The sequence below is a fragment of the Frateuria sp. Soil773 genome (assembly GCF_001428405.1).
Lineage (GTDB): Bacteria > Pseudomonadota > Gammaproteobacteria > Xanthomonadales > Rhodanobacteraceae > LMSL01.
This window is the reverse complement of record NZ_LMSL01000002.1, coordinates 103,325-124,630: the sequence shown is the minus strand read 5'-3', so window position 1 is coordinate 124,630 and position 21,306 is coordinate 103,325. Positions and strand designations below refer to the sequence as shown.

The window sequence follows — 21,306 nt, the reverse complement described above, 5'->3', positions numbered from 1 at the left end:
GGTTCGGCAGGAGCGACGGGCTTCGCGGGCGCCGTCACGGTAACCGGATCGGTGCACTCGGTCATCCGGCGGGCGTGTCCGTGGCAGAGGCGGTGCCGGCGCCGCGGGATGCGCAGGCCGGCACCGCCGCGCTTACAGCACGGTCAGGGTGACGTCGATGTTGCCGCGGGTGGCGTTGGAGTAGGGGCAGACGAGGTGTGCCTTCTGCACCAGCGCCTCGGCCTCGGCGCGGGGCAGGCCCGGCAGGCTGATCCTCAGTTCCGCCTCGATGCCGAAGCCGGCCGGGATCGGGCCGATGCCGACGCTGCCTTCGATGGCGGTCTCCGCGGGCAGGGCGACCTTCTGCTGGGCCGCGACGAACTTCAGCGCGCCGAGGAAGCAGGCCGAGTAGCCGGCGGCGAACAACTGTTCCGGGTTGGTGCCGTCGCCGCCAGTGCCGCCGAGTTCGCGCGGCGTGGACAGCTTGATGTCGAGCGCGCCGTCGGACGAGGCGGCGTGGCCGTCGCGGCCGCCGGTGGCCCTGGCGTGGGCGCGGTAGAGGACTTTCTCGATGGACACTGGGATCTCCTGGCGGGGTGGGTGTTCGCTTGCGATGGAACGGTGGAGGCGATGGGCCGATCATGGCGTGCTCGCACGGCCTTTAATATCGATGTCTATTTAATAGTGCACTATTTATTTGGTGGCCCATATCGCCTGGCGATGCGCGTTGGACGGGGAGGTCAGCCGTGGCCGGCGAGGCGTTCGCGCAGTTGCGTGAGCTGGCCTTTCAGGGCGACGAGTTCGCCGGCCTCGCAGCCGGTGGCGCAGAACACGGCGCCGGGCACCGTGCCGGCCTGCTTCTTCAGCGCGCGGCCCTGGTCGGTCAGCGAGACGACGACCTGGCGCTCGTCCTCGGTCGAGCGCGTGCGGCGCACCAGGCCGGCGGATTCCAGCCGCTTCAGCAGCGGGGTCAGCGTGGCCGAGTCGAGGAACAGCCGCTCGCCGACCTCCGACACGGTGAGCCGGTCGCGCTCCCACAGCACCAGCATCGCCAGGTATTGCGGGTAGGTGAGCCCGAGCCGGGACAGCAGCCTGCGGTAGACCTTGTTCATCGCCAGGCCGGCCGAATACAGCGCGAAGCAAAGTTGCTGGTCGAGTTCCAGCGGCGGCTCGGGCGGCGGCTTGCGTGGATTCCTGGTCGTCATGGCTGGGGAATATAGATAGCGCACAATACAATTGCAAGCTATTTGTTTCGGGCGGCGACGGCCTGCCATCGGGCGGCGCGGCGGAGCATCATGGACGCCTTGCGGCCGCGGTTCGCCGCCGCGGTCCGGTCCTCACCGATCCGGAGGTACGCATGCCCCTGAACATCTGTCTTGCCGGCGCGACCGGCTGGGCCGGCTCCGAACTGGCCCGCGGCATCGCCGCATGTCCCGACCTCGTGCTGACGGCGGCGGTGTCGCGCCGGCACGCGGGCCGGCGACTCGGCGACGTGCTGGACGAGCCGCGCCTGGCCGCGCCGGTCTTCGCCAGCGCGGAGGAGGCGCTGGCCCTTCCCTGCGACGTGTTCGTCGAATACACCCGGCCGGACAGCGCCAAGGCGAACGTGCTGGCCGCCCTGGCCCACGGGGCGCACGTGGTGGTGGGCACGTCCGGGCTCAGCGACGACGACTACGCCCGGATCGACGCCGTCGCGCGCGAACGCCGGCGCGGCGTGCTGGCCTGCGGCAACTTCGCGCTCACCGCGGTGCTGCTGCAGAAGTTCGCGGAAATGGCGGCGAAGCTGATCCCACAATGGGAAATCATCGACTACGCCTACGAGGGCAAGCCCGACGCGCCCAGCGGCACGGTGAACGAGCTGGCCTACCGGCTGGGCCGGGTACGGATACCGGAGCTGGCGGTGCCGCTGGAGCAGACCCGCGGCGTGCGCGAGACGCGCGGCGGCACGATCGGCGGCGCGCAGGTGCATGCGGTGCGCCTGCCCGGGTTCGTGCTGGGCGCGGAAGTGATCTTCGGCATGCCCGACCAGACGCTGACCCTGCGCCACAACGCGGGCGGCAGCGCACGGCCCTACGTGGACGGCGCGCTGCTGGCGATCCGCAAGGTGTCCGGCCTGGTCGGCGTGCATCGCGGGCTGGATGCGGTGCTGGAACTCTAGGGTGCCGGGCCGATGCGAGCGCCGGACATGAAAAGGCCCGCTGAGGCGGGCCTTTTCACTTCAACTGGCTCGACGGATCGAGCAGGCGGCTTCAGGCCACCTGGACCTCGTCGGCCTGCAGGCCCTTCGGGCCCTTGGTCACGACGAAGGTGACCTTCTGGCCTTCCTGCAGCGACTTGAAGCCGTTGCCCTGGATGGAACGGAAATGGACGAACAGGTCGTCACCGCTCTCCTGGCTGATGAAGCCGAAACCCTTGGCGTCGTTGAACCACTTGACGGTACCGCTCTGGCGATTGGACATGACACATAACCTTTGAAACGTTGATGTTTTGACGGCGTGGAGCGAGGCGGACTCGCCGCAATTTGACGCAGTGCATCCGGAGTCGCCTCAAGCGCTGCCCGACAAGGATACGCGAAAGTACGCCGGATAAAGTGATTTTTCGGATTTGGCCGGGGGGTTCCCGCACTTTCCGGGGGTTCGCGGGCGCGGTTTGCCCGGTCCGCACCGTCCGGCGGGCGACGGGAAAGCCCGTCGCCGGGCCGGTTCCGGCCCATTTCCGGCCCTTGCGCGGGGCCGGAGCGGCGGTCAGGCCAGCGCGTAGCCGAACTGCTCCTGGAACTCGGCGGCGAACTCGGCGTAGCTGAACCGCTGGTTCTGCGTGCCGGGGTGCTCGACCTTCAGCGCGCCCATCAGCGAGGCCATGCGGCCGATGGTGGGCCAGTCGTAGCCCTTCATGATGCCGAAGATCAGGCCGGCGCGGTACGCGTCGCCGCAGCCGGTGGGGTCGATCACCTGGCGTTCGCGCGCCGGCGGGATCTCGATCACCTCGCCGCCGGTGTGGATCAGCGAACCGCGCGGGCCCAGCGTCACGATGTAGGCCTGGGTGCGGCCGGCGATCTCCTCGGCGCTCCAGCCGGTGCGCTGCTGCAGCAGTTGCGACTCGTAGTCGTTGACGATGACGTAGGTGGCCTTGCCGATCATCGAGCGGAACTCGTCGCCGTTGAACAGCGGCATCGCCTGGCCCGGGTCGAAGATGAACGGCACGCCGCGCGCGGCGAAGTCGTCGGTGTGCTGCAGCATCGCCTCGCGGCCGTCCGGCGCCACGATGCCGAAATCAACGTCGGGGACGTCGTTGACGTGGTTGTGGTGCGAGCTGGACATCGCGCCCGGATGGAAGGCGGTGAGCTGGTTGTTGTCCAGGTCGGTGGTGATGAAGCACTGCGGGGTGAACTGGTCGTCGAACACGCGCACGCCTTCCAGCCGGATGCCGCAGCGGACCAGGTGCTCGCGGTACGGCGCGAAGTCCTGGCCGACGGTGGCCATCGGCAGCGGGTCGCCGCCGAGCAGCTTGAGGTTGTAGGCGATGTTGCCGGCGCAGCCGCCGAACTCGCGGCGCATCTGCGGCACCAGGAACGAGACGTTCAGGATGTGGACCTTGTCCGGCAGGATGTGGTTCTTGAACTGGTCCGGGAACACCATGATGGTGTCGTAAGCCAGGGAACCGCAGATGACGGCTGACATGATGTGTAGTGACCCCGTGGAACGTGTAGGCGGCCGGGACAAGGACGGCCGCAGGCGGCGGACGGCGAGGCGTCCGGCAAACCGGTGAATCCTACCCGCAACCGCCGCGCAAGGCGACAGCTGGCCGGTTCGCCGGTGCTGCGGCCGGACAGAGAAAATGCCTGCATCATCCCGTTTCGCAAGGCTTTCTTAACGTCTTTGCGCTTGCGCGGGGGAGCCTCGCTCACTAGACTGATCCGCTTATCTTTTCACCCGCAGCCGGCGCGCCAGGCCTCATGTTCAAGAAGTTCCGCGGCATCTTCTCCAACGACATCTCCATCGACCTCGGCACCGCCAACACGCTGATCTACGTGCGTGGGCAGGGCATCATCCTGAACGAGCCGTCGGTGGTGGCGATCCGCCAGGACCGCGGCCCGGGCGGCCCGCGCACGGTGGCGGCGGTGGGCGGCGACGCCAAGCGCATGCTCGGCCGCACGCCCGGCAACATCGCCACGGTGCGCCCGATGAAGGACGGCGTGATCGCCGACTTCACCATGACCGAGGCGATGCTGCAGCACTTCATCAAGCAGGTGCACAAGTCGCGCATGCTGCGTCCCAGCCCGCGCGTGCTGGTCTGCGTGCCGTGCGGCTCGACCCAGGTGGAGCGCCGCGCGATCAAGGAATCGGCCGAGGGCGCAGGCGCCCGCGACGTGTTCCTGATCGAGGAGCCGATGGCCGCGGCGATCGGCGCCGGCATCCCGGTGCACGAGGCGCGCGGCTCGATGGTGCTGGACATCGGCGGCGGCACCTCCGAGGTGGCGGTGATCTCGCTCAACGGCATCGTCTACTCGCAGTCGGTGCGCGTGGGCGGCGACCGTTTCGACGAGGCGATCATCAACTACGTGCGCCGCAACCACGGCACCCTGATCGGCGAATCCACCGCCGAGAAGATCAAGCTGCAGATCGGCTGTGCGTTCCCGCAGAGCGAAGTGCGCGAGATCGAGATCTCCGGCCGCAACCTCGCCGAGGGCGTGCCGCGCATGTTCACGATCAACTCCAACGAGATCCTGGAAGCGCTGCACGAGCCGCTCGCCGGCATCGTGGCGGCGGTGAAGTCGGCGCTGGAGCAGACCCCGCCGGAGCTGTGCTCCGACGTGGCCGAGCGCGGCATCGTGCTCACCGGCGGCGGCGCGCTGCTGCGCGACCTGGACCGGCTGATCTCCGAGGAGACCGGCCTGCACGTGCAGGTGGCGGACGATCCGCTCACCTGCGTGGCGCGCGGCGGCGGCAAGGCGCTGGAGCTGATCGACCAGCACGGCAGCGATTTCTTCGCTCCCGAATAAAGCGCGGCCATGGCGCTCGCGCGCGAGGATGCCTCGCCCCTGTTTGCCGGCTCCGTCGCCGGCACCTTGCGGCTGATCTTCTACCTGGCGCTGGCGATGGTGCTGATGGTGCTGGACCACCGCAACGGCTGGATGTGGCGCATCCGCTATGCGGCGGCCGCGGTGGTGGAGCCGCTGTACCGCCTCGCCGGCATGCCGGCCACCGGCATGCGCACGCTCACCGTGGCGTTCGCCGACCGCCAGCGGCTGACCGAGCAGAACCAGCGCCTCGGCGAGGACCTGCTGCTGGCCAATGCCAAGCTGAACCGGATGGCCGCGGTGGCCGAGCAGAACCAGCGCCTGAAGGAACTGCTGGACACCCAGCACAGCCTCGAACTCAACGTGCAACTGGCGCGGGTGATCGGCGTCGACCTGGGCGCCTACCGGCACCGGGTGATGCTCAACCTGGGCGCGCGCGACGGCATCCGCCCGGGCCAGCCGGTGATCGATGCGCGCGGCGTGATGGGCCAGGTGATCGAGGTGCTGCCGACCACCTCGGTGATGATGCTGGTGACCGACCCCAACCACGCGGTGCCGGTGGTGATCGAGCGCACCGGCCTGCGCACCATGGCCTACGGTTCGCGCGACGGCAACCAGCTCAGCCTGCCGACGATCCCGTTGGTGGCCGACGTCAAGGTGGGCGACCGCCTGCTCACTTCCGGCCTCGGCGGGCGCTTCCCGCCGGGCTTCCCGGTGGGCGAGGTCACCGCGGTGGCGCCGGCGCCGACCGGGATGTTCCTGGAAGCGCACGCGCGGCCGAGCGCCGACCTCAACCGCAGCGGAGACGTGCTGCTGCTGCACGACCAGGCCGAGCCGGCCGGGCCGCCGGCGCCGGTGACGCCGATGGGGCCGCCCGCCGACCTGGCGCCGGTGCCGGCCGGTGCGCCCGCGGCGGCGGCCAGCACGCCGGCGCCGCCGGCCGGAGCGGCGCGATGAGCCGCCAGCGCCTGAGCCTGTGGTGGTTCGTCGGCACCCTGGTGTTCTCGCTGCTGTCGATGCTGGTGCCGCTGCCCGACGTGCTGGCGCCGTTCAAGCCGTACTGGCCGGCGCTGTTCCTGCTGTACTGGTCGCTCGAATCGAACGACCGGGTCAGCCTCGGGCTGGCCTTCCTGATGGGGCTGGCCGCGGACCTGCTCGACGGCGTGCTGCTCGGCGAGCAGGCGCTGCGCCTGTGCGCGCTGGTATTCATCGCGCTGCGCTTCCGCTCGCGGCTGCGCTTCTTCCCGATGTGGCAGCAGACCCTGGCGGTGTTCGCGCTGCTGCTGAACGACCGCGTGCTGCTGCTGGTGGTGCGCGTGTTCGCCGGCGATCCGCTGCCGCCGGCGAGCTGGTGGGTGGCGCCGTTCGTCGGCGCGGCGCTGTGGCCGTTCCTGTTCCTGCTGCTGGACGACCTGCGCATGCGCCTGCGGATCCAGTGAAGCATGGCCCGGTGAGATGAAAGTGCGGCGGCGCTCAATCAAGGACGCGCGTGGCGAAAGCACGCTGTTCCGCTACCGCGCGCTGGCCGGCTTCGCGCTGATCGTGCTCGGCCTGGCGGCGCTGGGTGGGCGCTTCTTCTACCTGCAGGTGCTGCGCCACGACGAGTTCGTCACCCGCTCCGACGCCAACCGCGTCAAGCCGCGGGCGATCCCACCGGCGCGCGGGCTGATCTTCGACCGCAACGGCGTGCTGCTGGCCGACAACGTGCCCGCGTTCCGCCTGGAGGTGGTGCCCGAGCAGGTGCCGGACATGGCCGCGATGCTGGCGCAGATCGGCGCGGTGGTACCGCTGGACCAGGACGACATCGACGCCTTCAGGAAGCAGCTCAAGCAGAGCCGGCGCTTCGAGAGCGTGCCGCTGAAGCTGCGCCTGAGCGAGGACGACATCGCCCGCTTCGCGATCAACCGCTGGCGCTTCCCGGGCGTGGACGTGGTGCCCTACCTGACCCGCCGCTACCCGTTCGGCGCGCGCTTCGCCCACGTGGTCGGCTACGTCGGGCGGATCGACGCGGACGACCTGCAGCGGCTCGACCCGGTCCGCTACAAGGGCACCAGCCACGTCGGCCGCAGCGGCATCGAGCGCTCATACGAGGACGTGCTGCACGGCACGCCCGGCTACGAGCTGGTCGAGGTGAACGCGGATGGGCGTACCCAGCGCGTGCTGGAGACGCACGCGCCGGTTCCCGGCAAGAACCTCTACCTGTCGATCGACGTGCGCGTGCAGAAGGCCGCCGAGGAAGCCTTCGAAGGCCGGCCCGGCGCGGCGGTGGCGATCGACCCGCGCAACGGCCAGGTGCTGGCGATGGTGAGCGTGCCGAGCTTCGATCCGAACCTGTTCGTCAACGGCATCAGCCATGCCGACTACACCGCGCTGACCACCGCCGAGGACAAGCCGCTGTACAACCGCGCGCTGCGCGGCGTGTACCCGCCGGGCTCGACGGTGAAGCCGTTCCTCGCCCTGGGCGGACTCGAATACGGCGTGCGGCGGCCGCAGGACACGGTGCTGTCCACCGGCGAGTTCTGCCTGCCGGGAACCACCTTCTGCCGTCGCGACGACAAGCGCGGCGGCGACGGCGTGGTCAACATGGTGCGGGCGATCCAGCTCTCCACCAACACCTACTTCTACAAGCTGGCACTGGACCTGGGCATCGACCGGCTCAGCGAGTGGATGAGCCGTTTCAGCTTCGGCGGCAGGACCGGCATCGACCTGATCGGCGAATCGGAAGGCGTGCTGCCCTCGCGCGCGTGGAAGGCGGCGAACAGCAAGCAGAAGGCGTGGTTCCCGGGCGAGACGATCATCGCCGGCATCGGCCAGGGCTACTGGGCGGTGACGCCGCTGCAACTGGCGCACGCCACCGCCACCCTGGCCGGGCACGGCGTGCCGTATGCGCCGCGGTTGGTGATGTCCACCCAGAAGGGCGTCGACAGCCGGCCCGAGCCGCTGGCCAACCCGCCCAGCGGGCCGTCGCTGATCCGGCGCCCGGAGGACTGGGCGGTGATCAACCAGGGCATGCAGGCGGTGGTCGAGGCCGGCACCGGCAAGGGCCAGTTCACCGGCTTCCCCTACGAGGTGGCCGGCAAGAGCGGCACCGCCGAGCGCTTCTCGCGCACCACCAACGCCTACGACACCAACCGCAATTCCAGCTACCTCGCCGCCCGCCACCGCGCCTGGTTCATCGCCTATACGCCGGCCGAGGCGCCGCGGATCGCGGTGGCGGCGGTGCTGGAGGCGGGCGCCTGGGGCAGGGACGCGGCCCCGATCACGCGCCGGATCTTCGATGCGTGGCTGGCGACGCAGGACGGCGCGCCGCCGCAGACGCCCGCGTCCTCGTCTCCGCCCGCCACGGCCGCGCCGCCGGCGGGCGAGGAAGAGGACGTGCCCGTGCAGGGCGGTGCCGGAGGCATGCCATGATCAATGCGCTGCAGGCCCGCCTGTACCGTTTCGCCCGCCGCATGCTGACCCGGCCGCGGATCGACCTGCCGCTGGCCGCCGGCCTGTTCGTGCTGGCCTGCGTCGGCCTGGCCACGCTGTACAGCGCCGGCGACGCCAGCCTCGCCCTGGTCGGCGGCCAGGCCGCCCGCTTCGTGATGGGCACCGTCCTGCTGCTGCTGGTCTCGCGCATCCCGCCGACCGTGCTGCGTAGCTGGACGCCGTGGCTCTACGCCGGCAGCACCCTGCTGCTGGTGGTGGTGGCGGTGCTGGGCGAGGGGCGCGGCTCGATCCGCTGGCTGGACCTGGGCGTGATGCGATTCCAGCCGTCCGAGCTGCTCAAGCTGACCATGCCGATGATGGTGGCCTGGTACCTGCACCCGCGCCAGTTGCCGCCGTCGTGGAAAGACATGGCGGTGGTCGGCGTGATGATCGCGATCCCGGCCGGGCTGATCGCCGAGCAGCCGGACCTTGGCACCGCCGTGCTGGTGACCGCGGCCGGCGCGTTCGCGCTGTTCCTGTCGGGCGTGGCGTGGTGGCGCATCGGCCTGCTGCTGGCGGCGGTGGGCGGGATGATCCCGGTGGCCTGGCATTTCCTGCACCAGTACCAGCGCGACCGCGTGCTGACCCTGCTCGACCCGGAATCCGACCCGCTCGGCAACGGCTGGCACATCATCCAGTCGCAGATCGCGGTGGGCTCCGGCGGCGTGTTCGGCAAGGGCTGGCAGCACAGCACGCAGTCGCGGCTGGAATTCCTGCCCGAGCACACCACCGACTTCATCTTCGCGGTGTTCTCCGAGGAGTTCGGCCTGGTCGGCGTGCTGGCCCTGCTCGCGCTGTACGCCTTCATCATCGGCCGCTGCCTGTGGATCGCGATGGAGGCGCGCGACACCTACTCGCGCCTGCTCGCCGGCGCGATCGGCATGAGCTTCTTCGTCTACGTGTTCGTCAACGGCGGCATGATCGCCGGCATGCTGCCGGTGGTCGGCGTGCCGCTGCCGCTGGTCAGCTACGGCGGCACCTCGGCGGTATCCCTGCTCACCGGCTTCGGCGTGCTGATGTCGATCCACGCCAACCGCAAGATGCACGACTAGGGCACGCCTGCGCTCCTGTTGATCCGTCGTGCCGACTGCGCTGCGTTGCCGGGAGCCTTCGTCCCGGCGCGCCCGTGGAGCCCCGCGTCTTGCCGACGGTCCGCATGCGTCGCAACATGGGGCGGCAACGGGGAATCCATTCAGGGGAAGACATGAAGGCCAGGAACTGGGCTTGGGCGGCGCTTGTCGGCGCCACGGTATGCATGACGGCTGGAGCGGCGGATATTCCGGTGCCGGCCATTCCGAAAAAGGATGCGGCCCAGGTGCTGCGGGAGGCGCCTGAGCCTTGGCGCAGCTACCTGATCAAGGCGCGCGCCGCCGAGCGGATCGCCGATCCGCTGCGGCGCTGCCTGGCGTTTCCCGACCTGCCCGGCAACCACTGGCCTGAAGGCCACGCGGCGGCCCACTGCGCCTACCACGCGCTGCAAAGGGTGCCGACCATGAGCCTGGATACGCTGGAAGGCTATCTGCAGCGCAAGGACATCAAGGGCCTGCGGGCCAAGATGGACGGTTACCTGGACCGGCACTTCGCCAAAGAGGGGCAGGGCGAAGACATCCACATGATGTTCGGGGCATTCGACGAGAGCGATCGCAGCGATCGCCTCTCCCAGCGTTGGCTGATGTCGGCTCCCGACGATCCGTACGCCAACCTGGCACGGGCCGACTATCTGCTGGAGAAAGCCTGGAAGGTGCGCGGCAAGGAGTATGTTGCCAAAACCCCGGAAGGGAACATGGAAAACATGCATTCCCTGGTGGATCGGGCCATGCCGCTGTTCGACAAGGCGAGCAAGCTCGAGCCGCGCCTGATGCCTGCCTATATCGGCATGATGAGTGCGGCCATGCTGATAGGGCGCAGCGACCTGATCGAGGCGGCTTTCGCCTCGGCGCAGAAACAGGATCCGGCCTGCCTGCTCCTGGTCAGGCAGCGCCTGCAAATCCTGTTGCCGCGCTGGGGCGGTTCCTACGCGCGGAGCGCGGCCTATATGGCCGAGCTGGCTCCCCACCTGAAGGAGCATCCGGGCCTGGCGACCTACTTCTCGGTGCCGTACCTGGACCAGGCCAGCTACTTCGAGGGCGACGATTTCTACAAGGCGCCGGCTGCGGCCTTGGTGGACCACGCGGTCGACGTGGGCTCCTACGACGATGCGTTGCAACAGGCGGGAGATATCGCACTCAACCGGGTCGATGCCCCCTCCGACGAATGGCGCTCGCTGGCGCTGCTGCTGCAAGAGGCCCGCTTCCGTTATGGCAATGCCTGGGCCGACCGCATGATTGCCTGGGATCTGGTGCAGAGCGAGCCCGAATGGGCCCTGCATTACCTGGCGCGCGCGCAGAAGCTCGAGCCGGCCAATGCGCAATTGCAGTACCTGCTGGGAGCGGCCTACCACAATACGCACCGCTTCGCCTTGGCCCAGCAGCACTACGAGGCGGCGATCAAGGATCCGAAGCAGCGCCATAGATCGTTGCGCGAATTGAGCACGATGTGGCTCTTCGACGCCGGTCTGGACGGCAAGACCGGCGCCATCAAGGCCAAGCCCTTCGTGGACAGGCTGTTGGCCGAGTATCCCAAGGACGGCAGGGGCTGGATCTATCACTTCGACTGCCTGGGCCGGCTCGGCCAGAGCATTCCCATGGAGGAGCTGAAGCAGTTCCTGGCGGTGGCGGATCGCAGCGACCCTCGGCAGATCAAGACGATCGCAGGCATCGAATCGGCTCTCGAAAAAGCCGGGCAGGCTTCGAAGTAGCCTCCACGGCGTTCCGGAAACGGGCCGACGGGGCGTTCGCATCGATGGCGGCCGTTGTGATTCAACATGCTAGGCTTGTTTCCACTACGGGATTTCTGCAAAGCAAGGCATGCGCTTCTTCCTCCGTTTCCGTTCGCTCTTCCTGGTTCTGGCCTGCATCCCGTGCCTGTCGGCGCTGGCGGAAACCCATCCGGGCCAGGCCGACCTGGTGCGCGAGGTGGCGCGGGATACCGGCAAGACGCCGGCCGCGCTGAACGCGCTGCTGGATGGCGCGCAGAAGCAGCAGAGCATCCTCGATGCGATCAGCCGGCCCGCCGAGGCCAAGCCGTGGAAGGACTACCGGCCGATCTTCCTCACCGACAAGCGGATCGGCGACGGTATCGCGTTCTACCGCGAGCACCGCGACCTGCTCGAGCGCATCGGCCGGCAGTACGGGGTGGCGCCCGAGTACATCGTCGCGATCATCGGGGTGGAGACCTTCTACGGCCGCAACAGCGGCAAGTACAAGGTGCTCGACGCGCTGGTGACGCTGGGCCTGTACTACCCGCCGCGCGCGAAGTTCTTCCGCGAGCAGCTGAAGACGCTGCTCGAACTGCCGGACAACCACCTGGCCGGCCCGCTCGACACGCTCACCGGCTCCTATGCCGGCGCGCAGGGCTGGGGCCAGTTCATGCCTTCGAGCATCCGCGACTTCGGCGTGGATGCCGACGGCGACGGCCGCATCGACATGCAGGGTTCGCTGCCGGACATCTTCGCCAGCGTGGCCAACTATTTCGCCCAGCATGGCTGGGTGGGCGGCGGCCCGGTGGCCGCGCGCGCGCAGCCGGACGCGGCGGCGAAGCCGATCGCGGTGAAGGACTCCAAGCCGCAGTGGCCGCTGGAGCAGCTCGAGGCGTGGGGCTACGCGCCGCTGCAGCCGTTCGATCCGGGCCAGCCGAGCAGCCTGCAGACCCTCGATGGGCCGAACGGGCCGGAATACTGGTTCACCTTCCAGAACTTCTACGTGATCACCCGCTACAACCGCAGCCCGCTCTACGCGATGGCGGTGGAGCAACTGGCGCAGGCGATCGCGCAGGGCGCGCGCGGGGCGGACGCCGCCCGATGAGGCCGTGCCGCCGCTGGCTCCTGCTCGGGGTGGCCGTATTGCTGCTGGCCGCCTGCGGTGGGCACAAGGCGACTCGGCCGGCCGGCAAGGGCGGGGTCTACCGCGGCGGCGGGGCCGGCGCCGTTTCGCGCGGCGGGGTCTACGACGACGTGCGCAGGCCCCAGTCCAGCCGCTACCGCGACGACAACGACAGCGTGCCGCCACCTATCGACGTGAGCCGGCTGGCCGAGCCGGTGCCGAAGGTCGAGCCGCGCTCGCTGTACGGCAACAAGTCGCCATACACCGTGCTGGGGCAGACCTACCGCGTGCTGCCGACCGCGCGCGGCTACGTGGAACGCGGCATCGCCTCGTTCTACGGCAACAAGTTCCACGGCTACAAGACCTCCAGCCTGGAAAACTACGACATGTACCAGTTCAGTGCCGCCAGCAAGGTGCTGCCGCTGCCCAGCTACGCGCGTGTCACCAACCTGGAGAACGGCAAGAGCGTGGTGGTGCGCGTGAACGACCGCGGCCCGTTCCACGAGAACCGCATCATCGACCTGTCGTACGCCGCCGCGGTGAAGATCGGCGTGTGGCCCAAGGGCACCGGTCTGGTCGAGGTGCGTGCGATCGATCCGCAGCATCCGGACGACGTCCCGGCGCCGGTGGCCGGCGTGCCGCCCGGCCGGACGCCGGCGGTGGTCACGCGCGGCCTGCCGTCCGTGGCGCCGGCCGCGCGCGAGGAACTGCCGGCCGGCCCGGCGGTCCCAGTGTCCGGCGCGAAGCCGGCGATCTACCTGCAGGTGGGGGCGTTCGCCGACGCCTCGAACGCCGAGCGCACCGCGCAGCGGCTGCGCTCGGCGAATCTCGCGCCGGTGCAGGTGATCGAGGTGCAACTGAACGGCCGTGCCGTGCACCGGGTGCGGGTCGGCCCCCTGGCCGACGTCGATCGCGCCGATGCCGTCACCGCGCAGATCGAGGACATGGGTCTGCCCCGGCCGCAGGTCGCGGTAGACTGAACGATGCTTTTCCCGGCCGGCGCGCGGTGCGGCGGCCACCCGAGACTGGATTGGACCCAACGATGAGCTTTTTCCGCCGTACCTTCTCCTCGCTTGCCGTCGCCGCGCTGGTCGCCGGCGCCGCCTTCGCCCAGCAGACGCCGCCGCGCCCGGTCGTGCCGCGCCCCGTGGTGCCTGAGGCGCCGGTGCCGCCGCCGCCGGACGTGGACGGCAAGAGCTGGGTGCTGATGGACTACGCCACCGGCCAGATCCTCGCCTCGAAGGATCCCGACCTGCGCGTCGAGCCGGCCTCGATCACCAAGGTGATGACCGACTACGTGGTCTCGGCCGAGGTCGCCAACGGCAAGGTCCACATGACCGACCCGGTGACCATCAGCGAGAACGCCTGGCGCGGCGGCGGCGCCGGCACCGACGGCTCCACCAGCTTCCTCAAGCTCAACAGCCAGGTGCCGCTGAAGGACCTGCTGTACGGCATGATCATCCAGTCCGGCAACGACGCGGCGATCGCGCTGGCCGAGCACACCGCCGGTTCCGAATCGGCCTTCGCCAACCTGATGAACGCCTATGCCAAGCAGCTGGGCATGGTCAACTCGAACTTCGAGAATGCGTCGGGCTATCCGATCGCGAATCACTACACCACCGCGCACGACGTCGCGATCCTGTCGCGCTCGCTGATCCACGACTTCCCCGAGGACTACGCGATCTCCGCGGTGAAGGAGTTCGAGTGGAACGGCATCAAGCAGCACAACCGCAACACCCTGCTGTGGCGCGACCAGACCGTCGACGGCATCAAGACCGGCCACACCGCCGCCGCCGGCTACTGCCTGGCCGCCTCGGCCAAGCAGGGCGAGGCGCGCATGATCGCGATCGTGATGGGCGCCAGCAGCGAGAAGGCGCGCGCCGATTCGGCGCTGGCCCTGCTCAACTACGGCTTCCGCTTCTACGAGACGCACAAGCTGTACGACAGCAGCAAGCCGCTGGCCACGCCGCGCCTGTGGAAGGGCGATGCCAACCAGTTGCCGATCGGCGTCAACGAGAACGTGCTGGTCACCGTCAAGCGCGGCGACTACGACAAGCTCAAGGCCACCATGGACATCCCGGCCACCCTGATCGCGCCGTTCAAGAAGGGCCAGCAGGTGGGCACGCTGCGCATCACGCTGGACGGCCAGCCGGTGCAGAGCGTGCCGCTGGTGGCGCTGGCCGAGGCGCCGCAGGGCGGCTTCTTCGCGCGGCTTTGGGATTCCATCCTGCTGTGGTTCCACAGCGACAAGAAGGCCGATGCCGAGGCGCCGGCCAAGGCCGCGGACGCGAAGTGATGCAGCCGATCGATTTCAGCAAGGCGAAGCAGGAAGGCAAGGGCTTCCAGTTCCCCGGCGAGTTCGAGATCACCGCGGTGGGCAACGCCAGCGCCAACCTGCCGACCCACGTGCCCCAGTTGCTGGAGCGCGTGGGGCTGCGCGTGCTGCACGAGACCGTGCGGCACCGCCAGTCCGGCGCCGGCAACTTCGTCTCGGTCACGGTGAGCTTCCACTGCGACAGCCGCGAGCAGTACGAGTCGGCCCATCACGCGCTGCGCGCCGACCCGGACATCCGTTACACGATGTGAGTGGGAGCAGGGAATCGAGAATCGGGAATGGGGAATAGGAAAAGAGTCGCCATTTGTAGAGTCATGCTTGCTCCATTGCTCCACTCGTTCCCAGTCAACCTGGTCATGCCGTGAACACCGATTCCCGATTCCCGATTCCCCATTCCCTTCCCCTCAAGATCCGCCGCCTCGGCCGCCAGCCCTACGAGGCGACCTGGAAGGCGATGAGTGCGTTCACCGATGCGCGCGGCCCGGACACCGTCGACGAGCTGTGGCTGCTGGAGCACGACCCGGTGTTCACCCTGGGCCAGGCCGGCAAGATGGAGCACGTGCTGGCGCCGGGGGAGATCCCGGTGGTGCCGGTGGACCGCGGCGGCCAGGTGACCTACCACGGCCCCGGCCAGATCGTCGGCTACCCGCTGATCGACCTGCGCCGGGCCGGGGTCGGGGTGCGCGAGCTGGTGCACCGGATCGAGCAGGCGCTGATCGATACGCTGGCGCACTGGGCCATCGCGGCCGAGCGGCTGGAGGGCGCCCCCGGCGTCTACGTGGGCGGCGCCAAGGTGGCCGCGCTGGGGCTGCGCGTGCGCCGCGGCTGCAGTTTCCACGGGCTGGCCTTCAACGTGGCCATGGACCTGGAGCCGTTCGGCCGGATCAACCCCTGCGGCTACAAGGGTTTGGCGGTCACGCAGGTGCTAGACTTGGGCGGTCCGTCGCAGCTGGCGGACGTCGAAGACGCGCTGATCGGCGAGTTCTGCCGCCAGTTCGGGTTCGATGCCGAGCCGGCCGCTCCCGTCCTTCCCGAACTCCCCGCTCGCGTAGCGGTCTGAGCTGCCTACATGAGCGAAATCGCCACATCTTCCCCCAAGGTCATCCCGATCAGCGTCGTCAGCGGCGCGCCGGCCGGCGAAAAGCAGCTCGGCAACGACAAGATCGCGCTGAACCGCGCCGGCTTCGACACCACCGCGCCGGCCCTGCGCAAGCCGAGCTGGATCCGCGTGCGGCTGCCGCAGGGCAACGCCGTGCAGCAGCTCAAGGCGCGCCTGCGCGAGAACGCGCTGGTGACGGTGTGCGAGGAAGCCAGTTGCCCGAACATCCACGAGTGCTTCAGCAAGGGCACCGCCACCTTCATGATCCTGGGCGAGGTGTGCACCCGGCGCTGCTCGTTCTGCGACGTCGCGCACGGCCGCCCGCAGCCGCCGGACCCGCTGGAGCCGGCGCGGCTGGCCGAGACCATCCGCGACATGCGTTTGAAGTACGTGGTGATCACCTCGGTGGACCGCGACGACCTGCGCGACGGCGGCGCCGAGCACTTCGCCAGTTGCATCCGCGCGGTGCGCCACGCCAGCCCCAGCATCAAGATCGAGATCCTCACCCCGGACTTCCGCGGCAAGGGCCGCATGGAGCGCGCGCTGGACGTGCTCAGGGACTTCCCGCCGGACGTGTTCAACCACAACCTGGAAACCGTGCCGCACCTGTACCGCGAGGTGCGCCCGGGCGCCGACTACCAGTGGTCGCTGGACCTGCTCAAGCGCTTCAAGGCGCAGCACCCGTCGGTGCCGACCAAGTCCGGCATCATGCTCGGCCTCGGCGAGACCCACGAACAGGTGCTCGAGACGCTGCGCGATTTACGCGCCCATGACGTCGAGATGATCACCATCGGCCAGTACCTGCAGCCCACGCCGCACCATCATCCGGTCGTGCGCTACTGGACGCCGGAAGAATTCGAGGCATTGCGCGAGGCCGGCGAGGCGATGGGTTTCCATCACGTCGCCTCCGGCCCGCTGGTGCGATCGTCCTATCACGCCGACCTGCAGGCCCACGCGGCCGGCGTCACCGAGCACGCCTGAGAGCATCCATGACCCTGCGCCCCACGTTCGCCCTGCTGCTGGCCTTCACCCTGACCTGCGCGCACGCGCAATCGGCCGACGACCTCGGGGCCGGCGGCGGGCGCAAGGCCTCTTCGCTGCCGCTGAAGCCGGACGCCGTCCAGGCCGACGCCGCGCAGTTGTCGGCGCGCTTCCTCACCCGCTTCCACTACGACGCCAAACCGCTCGACGACGCGATGTCCGAGCGCATCTACAAGGCGTACTTCGACCAGCTCGACGGCGAGAAGGTGTTCTTCACCCAGGCCGACATGGCGAAGTTCGAGCCGCTGAAGACCAAGCTCGACGACGCGATCTGGAACAAGGACCTGTCCGCGCCGTTCTCGGTGTTCAACCTGTACGTGCAGCGCGCGGTCGAGCGCATGAGCTACGCGCGCGAGCTGCTGAAGAAGGGCTTCGACTTCGACAAGGACGAAAGCTACGACTACAACCGCAAGAAGGCCGACTGGCCGAAGGACCAGGCCGAGCTGGACGACCTGTGGCGCAAGCGCACCAAGAACGACTGGCTGCGCCTGAAGCTCGCCGGCAAGAACGACGACGAGATCCGCAAGACGCTGGACAAGCGCTACGCCGGCTACATCGAGCGGGTGCGCCAGCTCGACGGCGAGGACGCGTTCCAGACCTTCATGAACGCCTACGCCGAGACCACCGACCCGCACACCGACTACCTCGGCCCGCGCATGGCCGAGAACTTCGACATCTCCATGAAGCTGTCGCTGGAAGGCATCGGCGCGGTGCTGCAGGCGCGCGACGAGTACACCCAGATCCGCGAGGTGGTGCCGGCCGGCCCGGCGGCCAAGTCCGGCAAGATCCACGTCGGCGACCGCATCGTGGCGATCGGGCAGGGCACCGACGGCCCGATGACCGACGTGATCGGCTGGCGCCTCGACGACGTGGTCAACAAGATCCGCGGCAAGAAGGACACCACGGTGCGGCTGGAGATCCTGCCGGCCGACGTCGGCCTGGACGGCAAGCACGAGGTGGTGACCCTGGTGCGCAAGAAGGTCAGCATCGAGGAGCAGGCGGCCAAGAAGAAGGTGATCGAGATCAAGGACGGCGACGTCAGCCGCAAGATCGGCGTGATCGACCTGCCCACCTTCTATTCCGACTTCGGCGCGCGCCGCGAGGGCGACAAGAACTTCAAGAGCGCCACCCGCGACGTCGCCAAGCTGCTCGGCGAGCTGAAGGCCGACGGCGTGCAGGGCGTGGTGGTGGACCTGCGCAACAACGGCGGCGGCTCGCTGGCCGAGGCCAACGAGCTGACCGGCCTGTTCATCGACACCGGCCCGGTGGTGCAGGTGCGCGACGCGCGCGGCCAGGTCGAGGCGCAGGGCGACGACGAGCAGGGCATGGCCTGGAGCGGCCCGCTGGCGGTGCTGGTCAACCGCGGCTCGGCCTCGGCCTCGGAGATCTTCGCCGCGGCGATCCAGGACCACGGCCGCGGCCTGATCGTCGGCGAGCCGACCTTCGGCAAGGGCACCGTGCAGAACCTGGTCGACCTCGACCGCTTCGCCCAGGGCGACGGCGAGAAGCCGCAGTTGGGCGAACTGAAGATGACGATCGCCGAGTTCTTCCGCATCAACGGCGGCTCGACCCAGCTCAAGGGCGTGACCCCGGACATCCAGTTCCCGAAGAACGGCGACGAGAAGGATTTCGGCGAGTCCACCTACGACAACGCGCTGCCGTGGACGCAGATCGCCCCGGCCGACTACAAGCCGGTGGCCGACCTCAAGGCCTACCTGCCGCAACTGCAGGAGAAGCACGACGCGCGCGTGGCGAAGTCGCCGGCGTGGAAGCTGATGCTCGACGAACTGGCGCAGTACCGGAAGATGCGCGACATGACCTCGATCTCGCTGAACTTCGCCAAGCGCGAGGCCGAGCGCAAGCAGCAGGACGCGCTGCAGGCCAGCTTCCGCGCCCGCCACAAGGCGATCGACGGCACCGACGGCTCGCTCGCCAGCGACGAATCCGGCCTCGACGACGGCCTCAATCCGAACGAGCGCAGCCTGAAGTCCGAGCTGAAGCAGGAGAAGGAAGCGAAGAAGGCGCGCGACCCGCAACTGCAGGAAACCGCGCACATCCTGTTCGACGCCATCGGCCTGATCAAGGCCGACCCGAAGCTGGCCGCCGAGGTGCTGCCGTACGGCGGCAAGTTCTCCACCACCGCGGCGGTGACCCCGCCCGCGGAACCCGCGCCGCACCCGGCCGCCGCGCACTGAGCCGCGGGCCTTCGCCGTCCCATGAAAAAACCGGCCTTGCGCCGGTTTTTTCATGGGCGATGCGGCAAGAGCGCGCGGTGTGCCGTCGCCGCGGCAGTAGCGCGCGGTGCGTCATCGTGGCCGGCGACGGGAAGCCCCAGGCAACCGGGGAAGATCGGGCGATCAGGAAAAACCGGTCCACCGGAAAGACCGGACGGCAGGGTCGACCCTGCGGGTAGATCGAGGACCCAGCTGGCTCGAAGGATCAGGAAGATCGAGGGATCGGCAAGTTCGAGGCAAGGCAGGAGACGAGGCGGGGCAGGAAACCGGGAAAACCGGACGGCGAGAAAAGACGCGAGACGTCATTCCAGCGAAAGCTGGAATCCAGCGCCTCCGAAAGCCCCGGATTCCCCCGTACCGGAAACACCCTGCGGGAACGGCAGGCGAAAGCCGCCGGGCCGGGGCGCCGGCGGCCTTTCGCCTGGGTCGCGTCAGTTCCCTGCGCTTTTCGCCTCGGCCTTGGTCTGCGCCTTGGCCTTCGCCGCGAACTGCTCCTTCGCCCACGCCCGGTAGGCGTCGATCTTCGGATCGTCGCGCAGCAGCTTGGAGCGCGGGTCGATGATCATCAGGCTGCCGGCCGGCACCTTCAGCGAGCCGGCGCCGCCGGTCATCGGCACGACCTGCAGCGTGTCGCCCACCTGCACCTCCACCGGCAGCGGGAACGGCTTGCCGTGCTGGGTGGTCCAGCGCAGGTCGAGGGTGTCGCCGTGCCGGGCGGTCTCCAGCTTGGGCAGGGCCGAGTCGTATAGGTAGACGTCGAAGAACCAGGACAGGTCGCGCCCGGTCACCTGGTTCACGATGTCGATGTAGTCGCGGGTGGTGGCGTAGCGCGGGCTGAAGTTGCCCGGCTTCGGGTCGGGCCGGCCGTAAACCAGCCGGCGCACGGTCTCGAAGAAAGCCTTGTCGCCGATCAGTTGCCGCAGCGAGTGCAGCATCAGCGAGCCCTTGTAGTAGATGTCGTTGCCGGGGCCGTGCTCGGCGTCGTACACCTGCGCCTCGGTCTGGCTGTGGCCGGACACGATCGGGTAGGCGTTCTTCAGCGACAGGCGCTCGGTGTGCAGCATCGCGAAGTAGTCCATGTCGCCGCTGAGGTACTGGCCGTACAGCGGCTGCATGTAGGTGCCGAAGCCCTCGTGGATCCACATGTCGTCCCAGTCGGTGTTGGTCACCTGGTTGCCGAACCACTCGTGCGCGAACTCGTGCTGCAGCAGCCAGTCGAAGCCGTAGCCGTCCTTGCGGTAGCCGTTGCCGTAGGCGTTGATGGTCTGGTGCTCCATCCCCAGGTGCGGGGTTTCCACCACGCCCATCTTCTCGTCGCCGAACGGGTAGGGGCCGATCTGCTGCTCGAAGAAGTCGAGCATGCGCGGGAACTCGGCGAACAGGCCCTGCGCCTGCTTCTCGTGGCCGCGCAGGTACCAGAACTCCATCGGGATGGTGTTGCCGTAGCGGCTGGCGTAGTCGCCCTTCAGCAGCTCGAACGGGCCGACGTTGATGGTGATCGCGTAGGTGTCCGGGTGCTTGGCGCGCCAGTGGTAGGTGTGCTTGTCGCCCTCGTCGGTGATGCCGACCAGCACGCCGTTGCCGGGCGCGGCCAAGCCCTTCGGCACGGTGACGTAGGTGTCGACCAGGTCCGGCTCGCCGGTGGGCTGGTCGATGCACGGCCAGAACAGGTCGCAGCCCTCGCCTTCGACCGCGCTGGCGACCCACGGCTGGCCGTCGTCGGTATGGCTCCAGACGAAGCCGCCGTCCCACGGCGCCTTCTTCGCCACGTGCGGCTTGCCGCCGTAGCGCACGGTGGCCTGCACCTTGCCGCCGGCGGCGAGCATCGCCGGCAACTGGATGCGCAGGCGGCCGTCCGGATTGCTCCAGGCGCTGCGCGCCAGCGGCTTGCCGTCCAGCGCGACGTCGCGGATCGCCAGGTTGCGGTCCAGGTCCAGCAGCAGCACGTCGGTGGCTGCCTTGGCGGTGAAGCTCAGCGTGGCGGTGGCTTCGATGCTCTGCTTTGCAGCGTCGATGCCGAAGTGCAGCTCGGCATGGTCGAAGTGCAGCCGCTTCTGCTCGGCCGGCATGGTGCCGCCGGAGTCGCGCGTCAGCGCGGTCAGTTCCGGCTGGGCCGGCGCGGCGGGCTTGGCCGCCCAGGCGCCGGCGCTGCAGGCGAGGCCGATGGCGGTGCCGAGGGCGAGGAGTTTCAGGCGATGGCGCACGGG

The 21,306-nt window shown here is 68.9% G+C and carries 19 protein-coding genes; 14 read left to right on the top strand and 5 right to left on the bottom strand.

Annotated features, from left to right (window positions below; all coding sequences use genetic code 11):
* Positions 1 to 132 precede the first annotated feature (132 nt).
* The gene (locus tag ASG87_RS00675) at positions 133 to 558 is read right to left on the bottom strand and encodes an organic hydroperoxide resistance protein (RefSeq protein WP_055999287.1); all 426 of its coding nucleotides are present in this window, start codon (positions 556 to 558) and stop codon (positions 133 to 135) included.
* 161 nt (positions 559 to 719) lie between these two features.
* Positions 720 to 1,184, bottom strand: a complete 465-nt coding sequence (locus ASG87_RS00670) for a MarR family transcriptional regulator (RefSeq protein ID WP_055999284.1) — start codon at positions 1,182 to 1,184, stop codon at positions 720 to 722.
* Positions 1,185 to 1,336: 152 nt separating this feature from the next.
* Here ASG87_RS00670 and dapB point away from each other — a divergent pair, with 152 nt between their 5' ends.
* On the top strand, positions 1,337 to 2,137 hold the full coding sequence (gene dapB, locus ASG87_RS00665) for a 4-hydroxy-tetrahydrodipicolinate reductase (protein ID WP_055999281.1): 801 nt from the start codon (positions 1,337 to 1,339) through the stop codon (positions 2,135 to 2,137).
* A gap of 91 nt (positions 2,138 to 2,228) precedes the next feature.
* On the opposite strand, the gene ASG87_RS00660 is transcribed toward dapB, so the two are convergent.
* Positions 2,229 to 2,438, bottom strand: coding sequence for a cold-shock protein (locus tag ASG87_RS00660; protein ID WP_055999278.1), 210 nt, complete (start codon positions 2,436 to 2,438; stop codon positions 2,229 to 2,231).
* A gap of 285 nt (positions 2,439 to 2,723) precedes the next feature.
* Positions 2,724 to 3,659, bottom strand: coding sequence for a carbohydrate kinase family protein (locus ASG87_RS00655; protein ID WP_055999275.1), 936 nt, complete (start codon positions 3,657 to 3,659; stop codon positions 2,724 to 2,726).
* A 275-nt stretch (positions 3,660 to 3,934) separates the two neighbouring features.
* Between ASG87_RS00655 and ASG87_RS00650 the strand changes: the two genes are divergently transcribed.
* The 13 genes from ASG87_RS00650 (at position 3,935) to ASG87_RS00590 (ending at position 19,060) form a co-directional block, all read left to right on the top strand.
* Positions 3,935 to 4,981 (top strand): rod shape-determining protein, encoded by a 1,047-nt coding sequence (locus ASG87_RS00650; RefSeq protein ID WP_055999272.1) that lies wholly within the window; start codon positions 3,935 to 3,937, stop codon positions 4,979 to 4,981.
* A gap of 9 nt (positions 4,982 to 4,990) precedes the next feature.
* Entirely contained in the window at positions 4,991 to 5,956 is a 966-nt protein-coding gene (gene mreC, locus ASG87_RS00645) for a rod shape-determining protein MreC (RefSeq protein ID WP_055999269.1), read from the top strand.
* Positions 5,953 to 6,438 (top strand): rod shape-determining protein MreD, encoded by a 486-nt coding sequence (mreD, locus tag ASG87_RS00640; protein WP_055999266.1) that lies wholly within the window; start codon positions 5,953 to 5,955, stop codon positions 6,436 to 6,438. The genes mreC and mreD overlap by 4 nt, the downstream gene beginning before the upstream one ends.
* A gap of 16 nt (positions 6,439 to 6,454) precedes the next feature.
* Positions 6,455 to 8,410 (top strand): penicillin-binding protein 2, encoded by a 1,956-nt coding sequence (mrdA, locus tag ASG87_RS00635; protein ID WP_055999263.1) that lies wholly within the window; start codon positions 6,455 to 6,457, stop codon positions 8,408 to 8,410.
* Entirely contained in the window at positions 8,407 to 9,522 is a 1,116-nt protein-coding gene (rodA, locus tag ASG87_RS00630) for a rod shape-determining protein RodA (RefSeq protein WP_055999260.1), read from the top strand. The genes mrdA and rodA overlap by 4 nt, the downstream gene beginning before the upstream one ends.
* 152 nt (positions 9,523 to 9,674) lie before the next feature.
* Positions 9,675 to 11,267, top strand: coding sequence for a DUF4034 domain-containing protein (locus ASG87_RS00625; protein ID WP_162258285.1), 1,593 nt, complete (start codon positions 9,675 to 9,677; stop codon positions 11,265 to 11,267).
* 109 nt (positions 11,268 to 11,376) lie between these two features.
* A complete protein-coding gene (mltB, locus tag ASG87_RS00620) occupies positions 11,377 to 12,372 on the top strand; it encodes a lytic murein transglycosylase B (protein WP_055999254.1) in 996 nt (331 codons plus the stop codon).
* On the top strand, positions 12,369 to 13,370 hold the full coding sequence (locus ASG87_RS00615; protein ID WP_055999251.1) for a septal ring lytic transglycosylase RlpA family protein: 1,002 nt from the start codon (positions 12,369 to 12,371) through the stop codon (positions 13,368 to 13,370). The genes mltB and ASG87_RS00615 overlap by 4 nt, the downstream gene beginning before the upstream one ends.
* A gap of 62 nt (positions 13,371 to 13,432) precedes the next feature.
* Positions 13,433 to 14,686, top strand: coding sequence for a D-alanyl-D-alanine carboxypeptidase family protein (locus tag ASG87_RS00610; RefSeq protein WP_055999248.1), 1,254 nt, complete (start codon positions 13,433 to 13,435; stop codon positions 14,684 to 14,686).
* The gene (locus ASG87_RS00605) at positions 14,686 to 14,976 is read left to right on the top strand and encodes a DUF493 family protein (protein WP_055999245.1); all 291 of its coding nucleotides are present in this window, start codon (positions 14,686 to 14,688) and stop codon (positions 14,974 to 14,976) included. The genes ASG87_RS00610 and ASG87_RS00605 overlap by 1 nt, the downstream gene beginning before the upstream one ends.
* Before the next feature lie 158 nt (positions 14,977 to 15,134).
* Entirely contained in the window at positions 15,135 to 15,785 is a 651-nt protein-coding gene (gene lipB, locus ASG87_RS00600; protein ID WP_157510851.1) for a lipoyl(octanoyl) transferase LipB, read from the top strand.
* 9 nt (positions 15,786 to 15,794) lie between these two features.
* Positions 15,795 to 16,805, top strand: coding sequence for a lipoyl synthase (lipA, locus tag ASG87_RS00595; RefSeq protein WP_055999239.1), 1,011 nt, complete (start codon positions 15,795 to 15,797; stop codon positions 16,803 to 16,805).
* Positions 16,806 to 16,813: 8 nt separating this feature from the next.
* On the top strand, positions 16,814 to 19,060 hold the full coding sequence (locus tag ASG87_RS00590; RefSeq protein WP_055999236.1) for a carboxy terminal-processing peptidase: 2,247 nt from the start codon (positions 16,814 to 16,816) through the stop codon (positions 19,058 to 19,060).
* A gap of 470 nt (positions 19,061 to 19,530) precedes the next feature.
* On the opposite strand, the gene ASG87_RS00585 is transcribed toward ASG87_RS00590, so the two are convergent.
* On the bottom strand, positions 19,531 to 21,303 hold the full coding sequence (locus ASG87_RS00585; protein WP_157510811.1) for a M1 family metallopeptidase: 1,773 nt from the start codon (positions 21,301 to 21,303) through the stop codon (positions 19,531 to 19,533).
* Positions 21,304 to 21,306 lie beyond the last annotated feature (3 nt).

Excerpts from the sequence above, each read along its gene's own strand:
- ASG87_RS00650 (WP_055999272.1), top strand. The coding sequence starts at position 3,935 with ATGTTCAAGAAGTTCCGCGGCATCTTCTCCAACGACATCTCCATCGAC.
- dapB (WP_055999281.1), top strand. The coding sequence starts at position 1,337 with ATGCCCCTGAACATCTGTCTTGCCGGCGCGACCGGCTGGGCCGGCTCC.
- ASG87_RS00590 (WP_055999236.1), top strand. The coding sequence starts at position 16,814 with ATGACCCTGCGCCCCACGTTCGCCCTGCTGCTGGCCTTCACCCTGACC.
- mltB (WP_055999254.1), top strand. The coding sequence starts at position 11,377 with ATGCGCTTCTTCCTCCGTTTCCGTTCGCTCTTCCTGGTTCTGGCCTGC.
- ASG87_RS00655 (WP_055999275.1), bottom strand. The coding sequence starts at position 3,659 with ATGTCAGCCGTCATCTGCGGTTCCCTGGCTTACGACACCATCATGGTG.
- mrdA (WP_055999263.1), top strand. The coding sequence starts at position 6,455 with ATGAAAGTGCGGCGGCGCTCAATCAAGGACGCGCGTGGCGAAAGCACG.
- ASG87_RS00670 (WP_055999284.1), bottom strand. The coding sequence starts at position 1,184 with ATGACGACCAGGAATCCACGCAAGCCGCCGCCCGAGCCGCCGCTGGAA.
- lipA (WP_055999239.1), top strand. The coding sequence starts at position 15,795 with ATGAGCGAAATCGCCACATCTTCCCCCAAGGTCATCCCGATCAGCGTC.
- ASG87_RS00660 (WP_055999278.1), bottom strand. The coding sequence starts at position 2,438 with ATGTCCAATCGCCAGAGCGGTACCGTCAAGTGGTTCAACGACGCCAAG.
- ASG87_RS00615 (WP_055999251.1), top strand. The coding sequence starts at position 12,369 with ATGAGGCCGTGCCGCCGCTGGCTCCTGCTCGGGGTGGCCGTATTGCTG.
- mreC (WP_055999269.1), top strand. The coding sequence starts at position 4,991 with ATGGCGCTCGCGCGCGAGGATGCCTCGCCCCTGTTTGCCGGCTCCGTC.
- ASG87_RS00625 (WP_162258285.1), top strand. The coding sequence starts at position 9,675 with ATGAAGGCCAGGAACTGGGCTTGGGCGGCGCTTGTCGGCGCCACGGTA.
- rodA (WP_055999260.1), top strand. The coding sequence starts at position 8,407 with ATGATCAATGCGCTGCAGGCCCGCCTGTACCGTTTCGCCCGCCGCATG.
- ASG87_RS00605 (WP_055999245.1), top strand. The coding sequence starts at position 14,686 with ATGCAGCCGATCGATTTCAGCAAGGCGAAGCAGGAAGGCAAGGGCTTC.
- ASG87_RS00610 (WP_055999248.1), top strand. The coding sequence starts at position 13,433 with ATGAGCTTTTTCCGCCGTACCTTCTCCTCGCTTGCCGTCGCCGCGCTG.
- mreD (WP_055999266.1), top strand. The coding sequence starts at position 5,953 with ATGAGCCGCCAGCGCCTGAGCCTGTGGTGGTTCGTCGGCACCCTGGTG.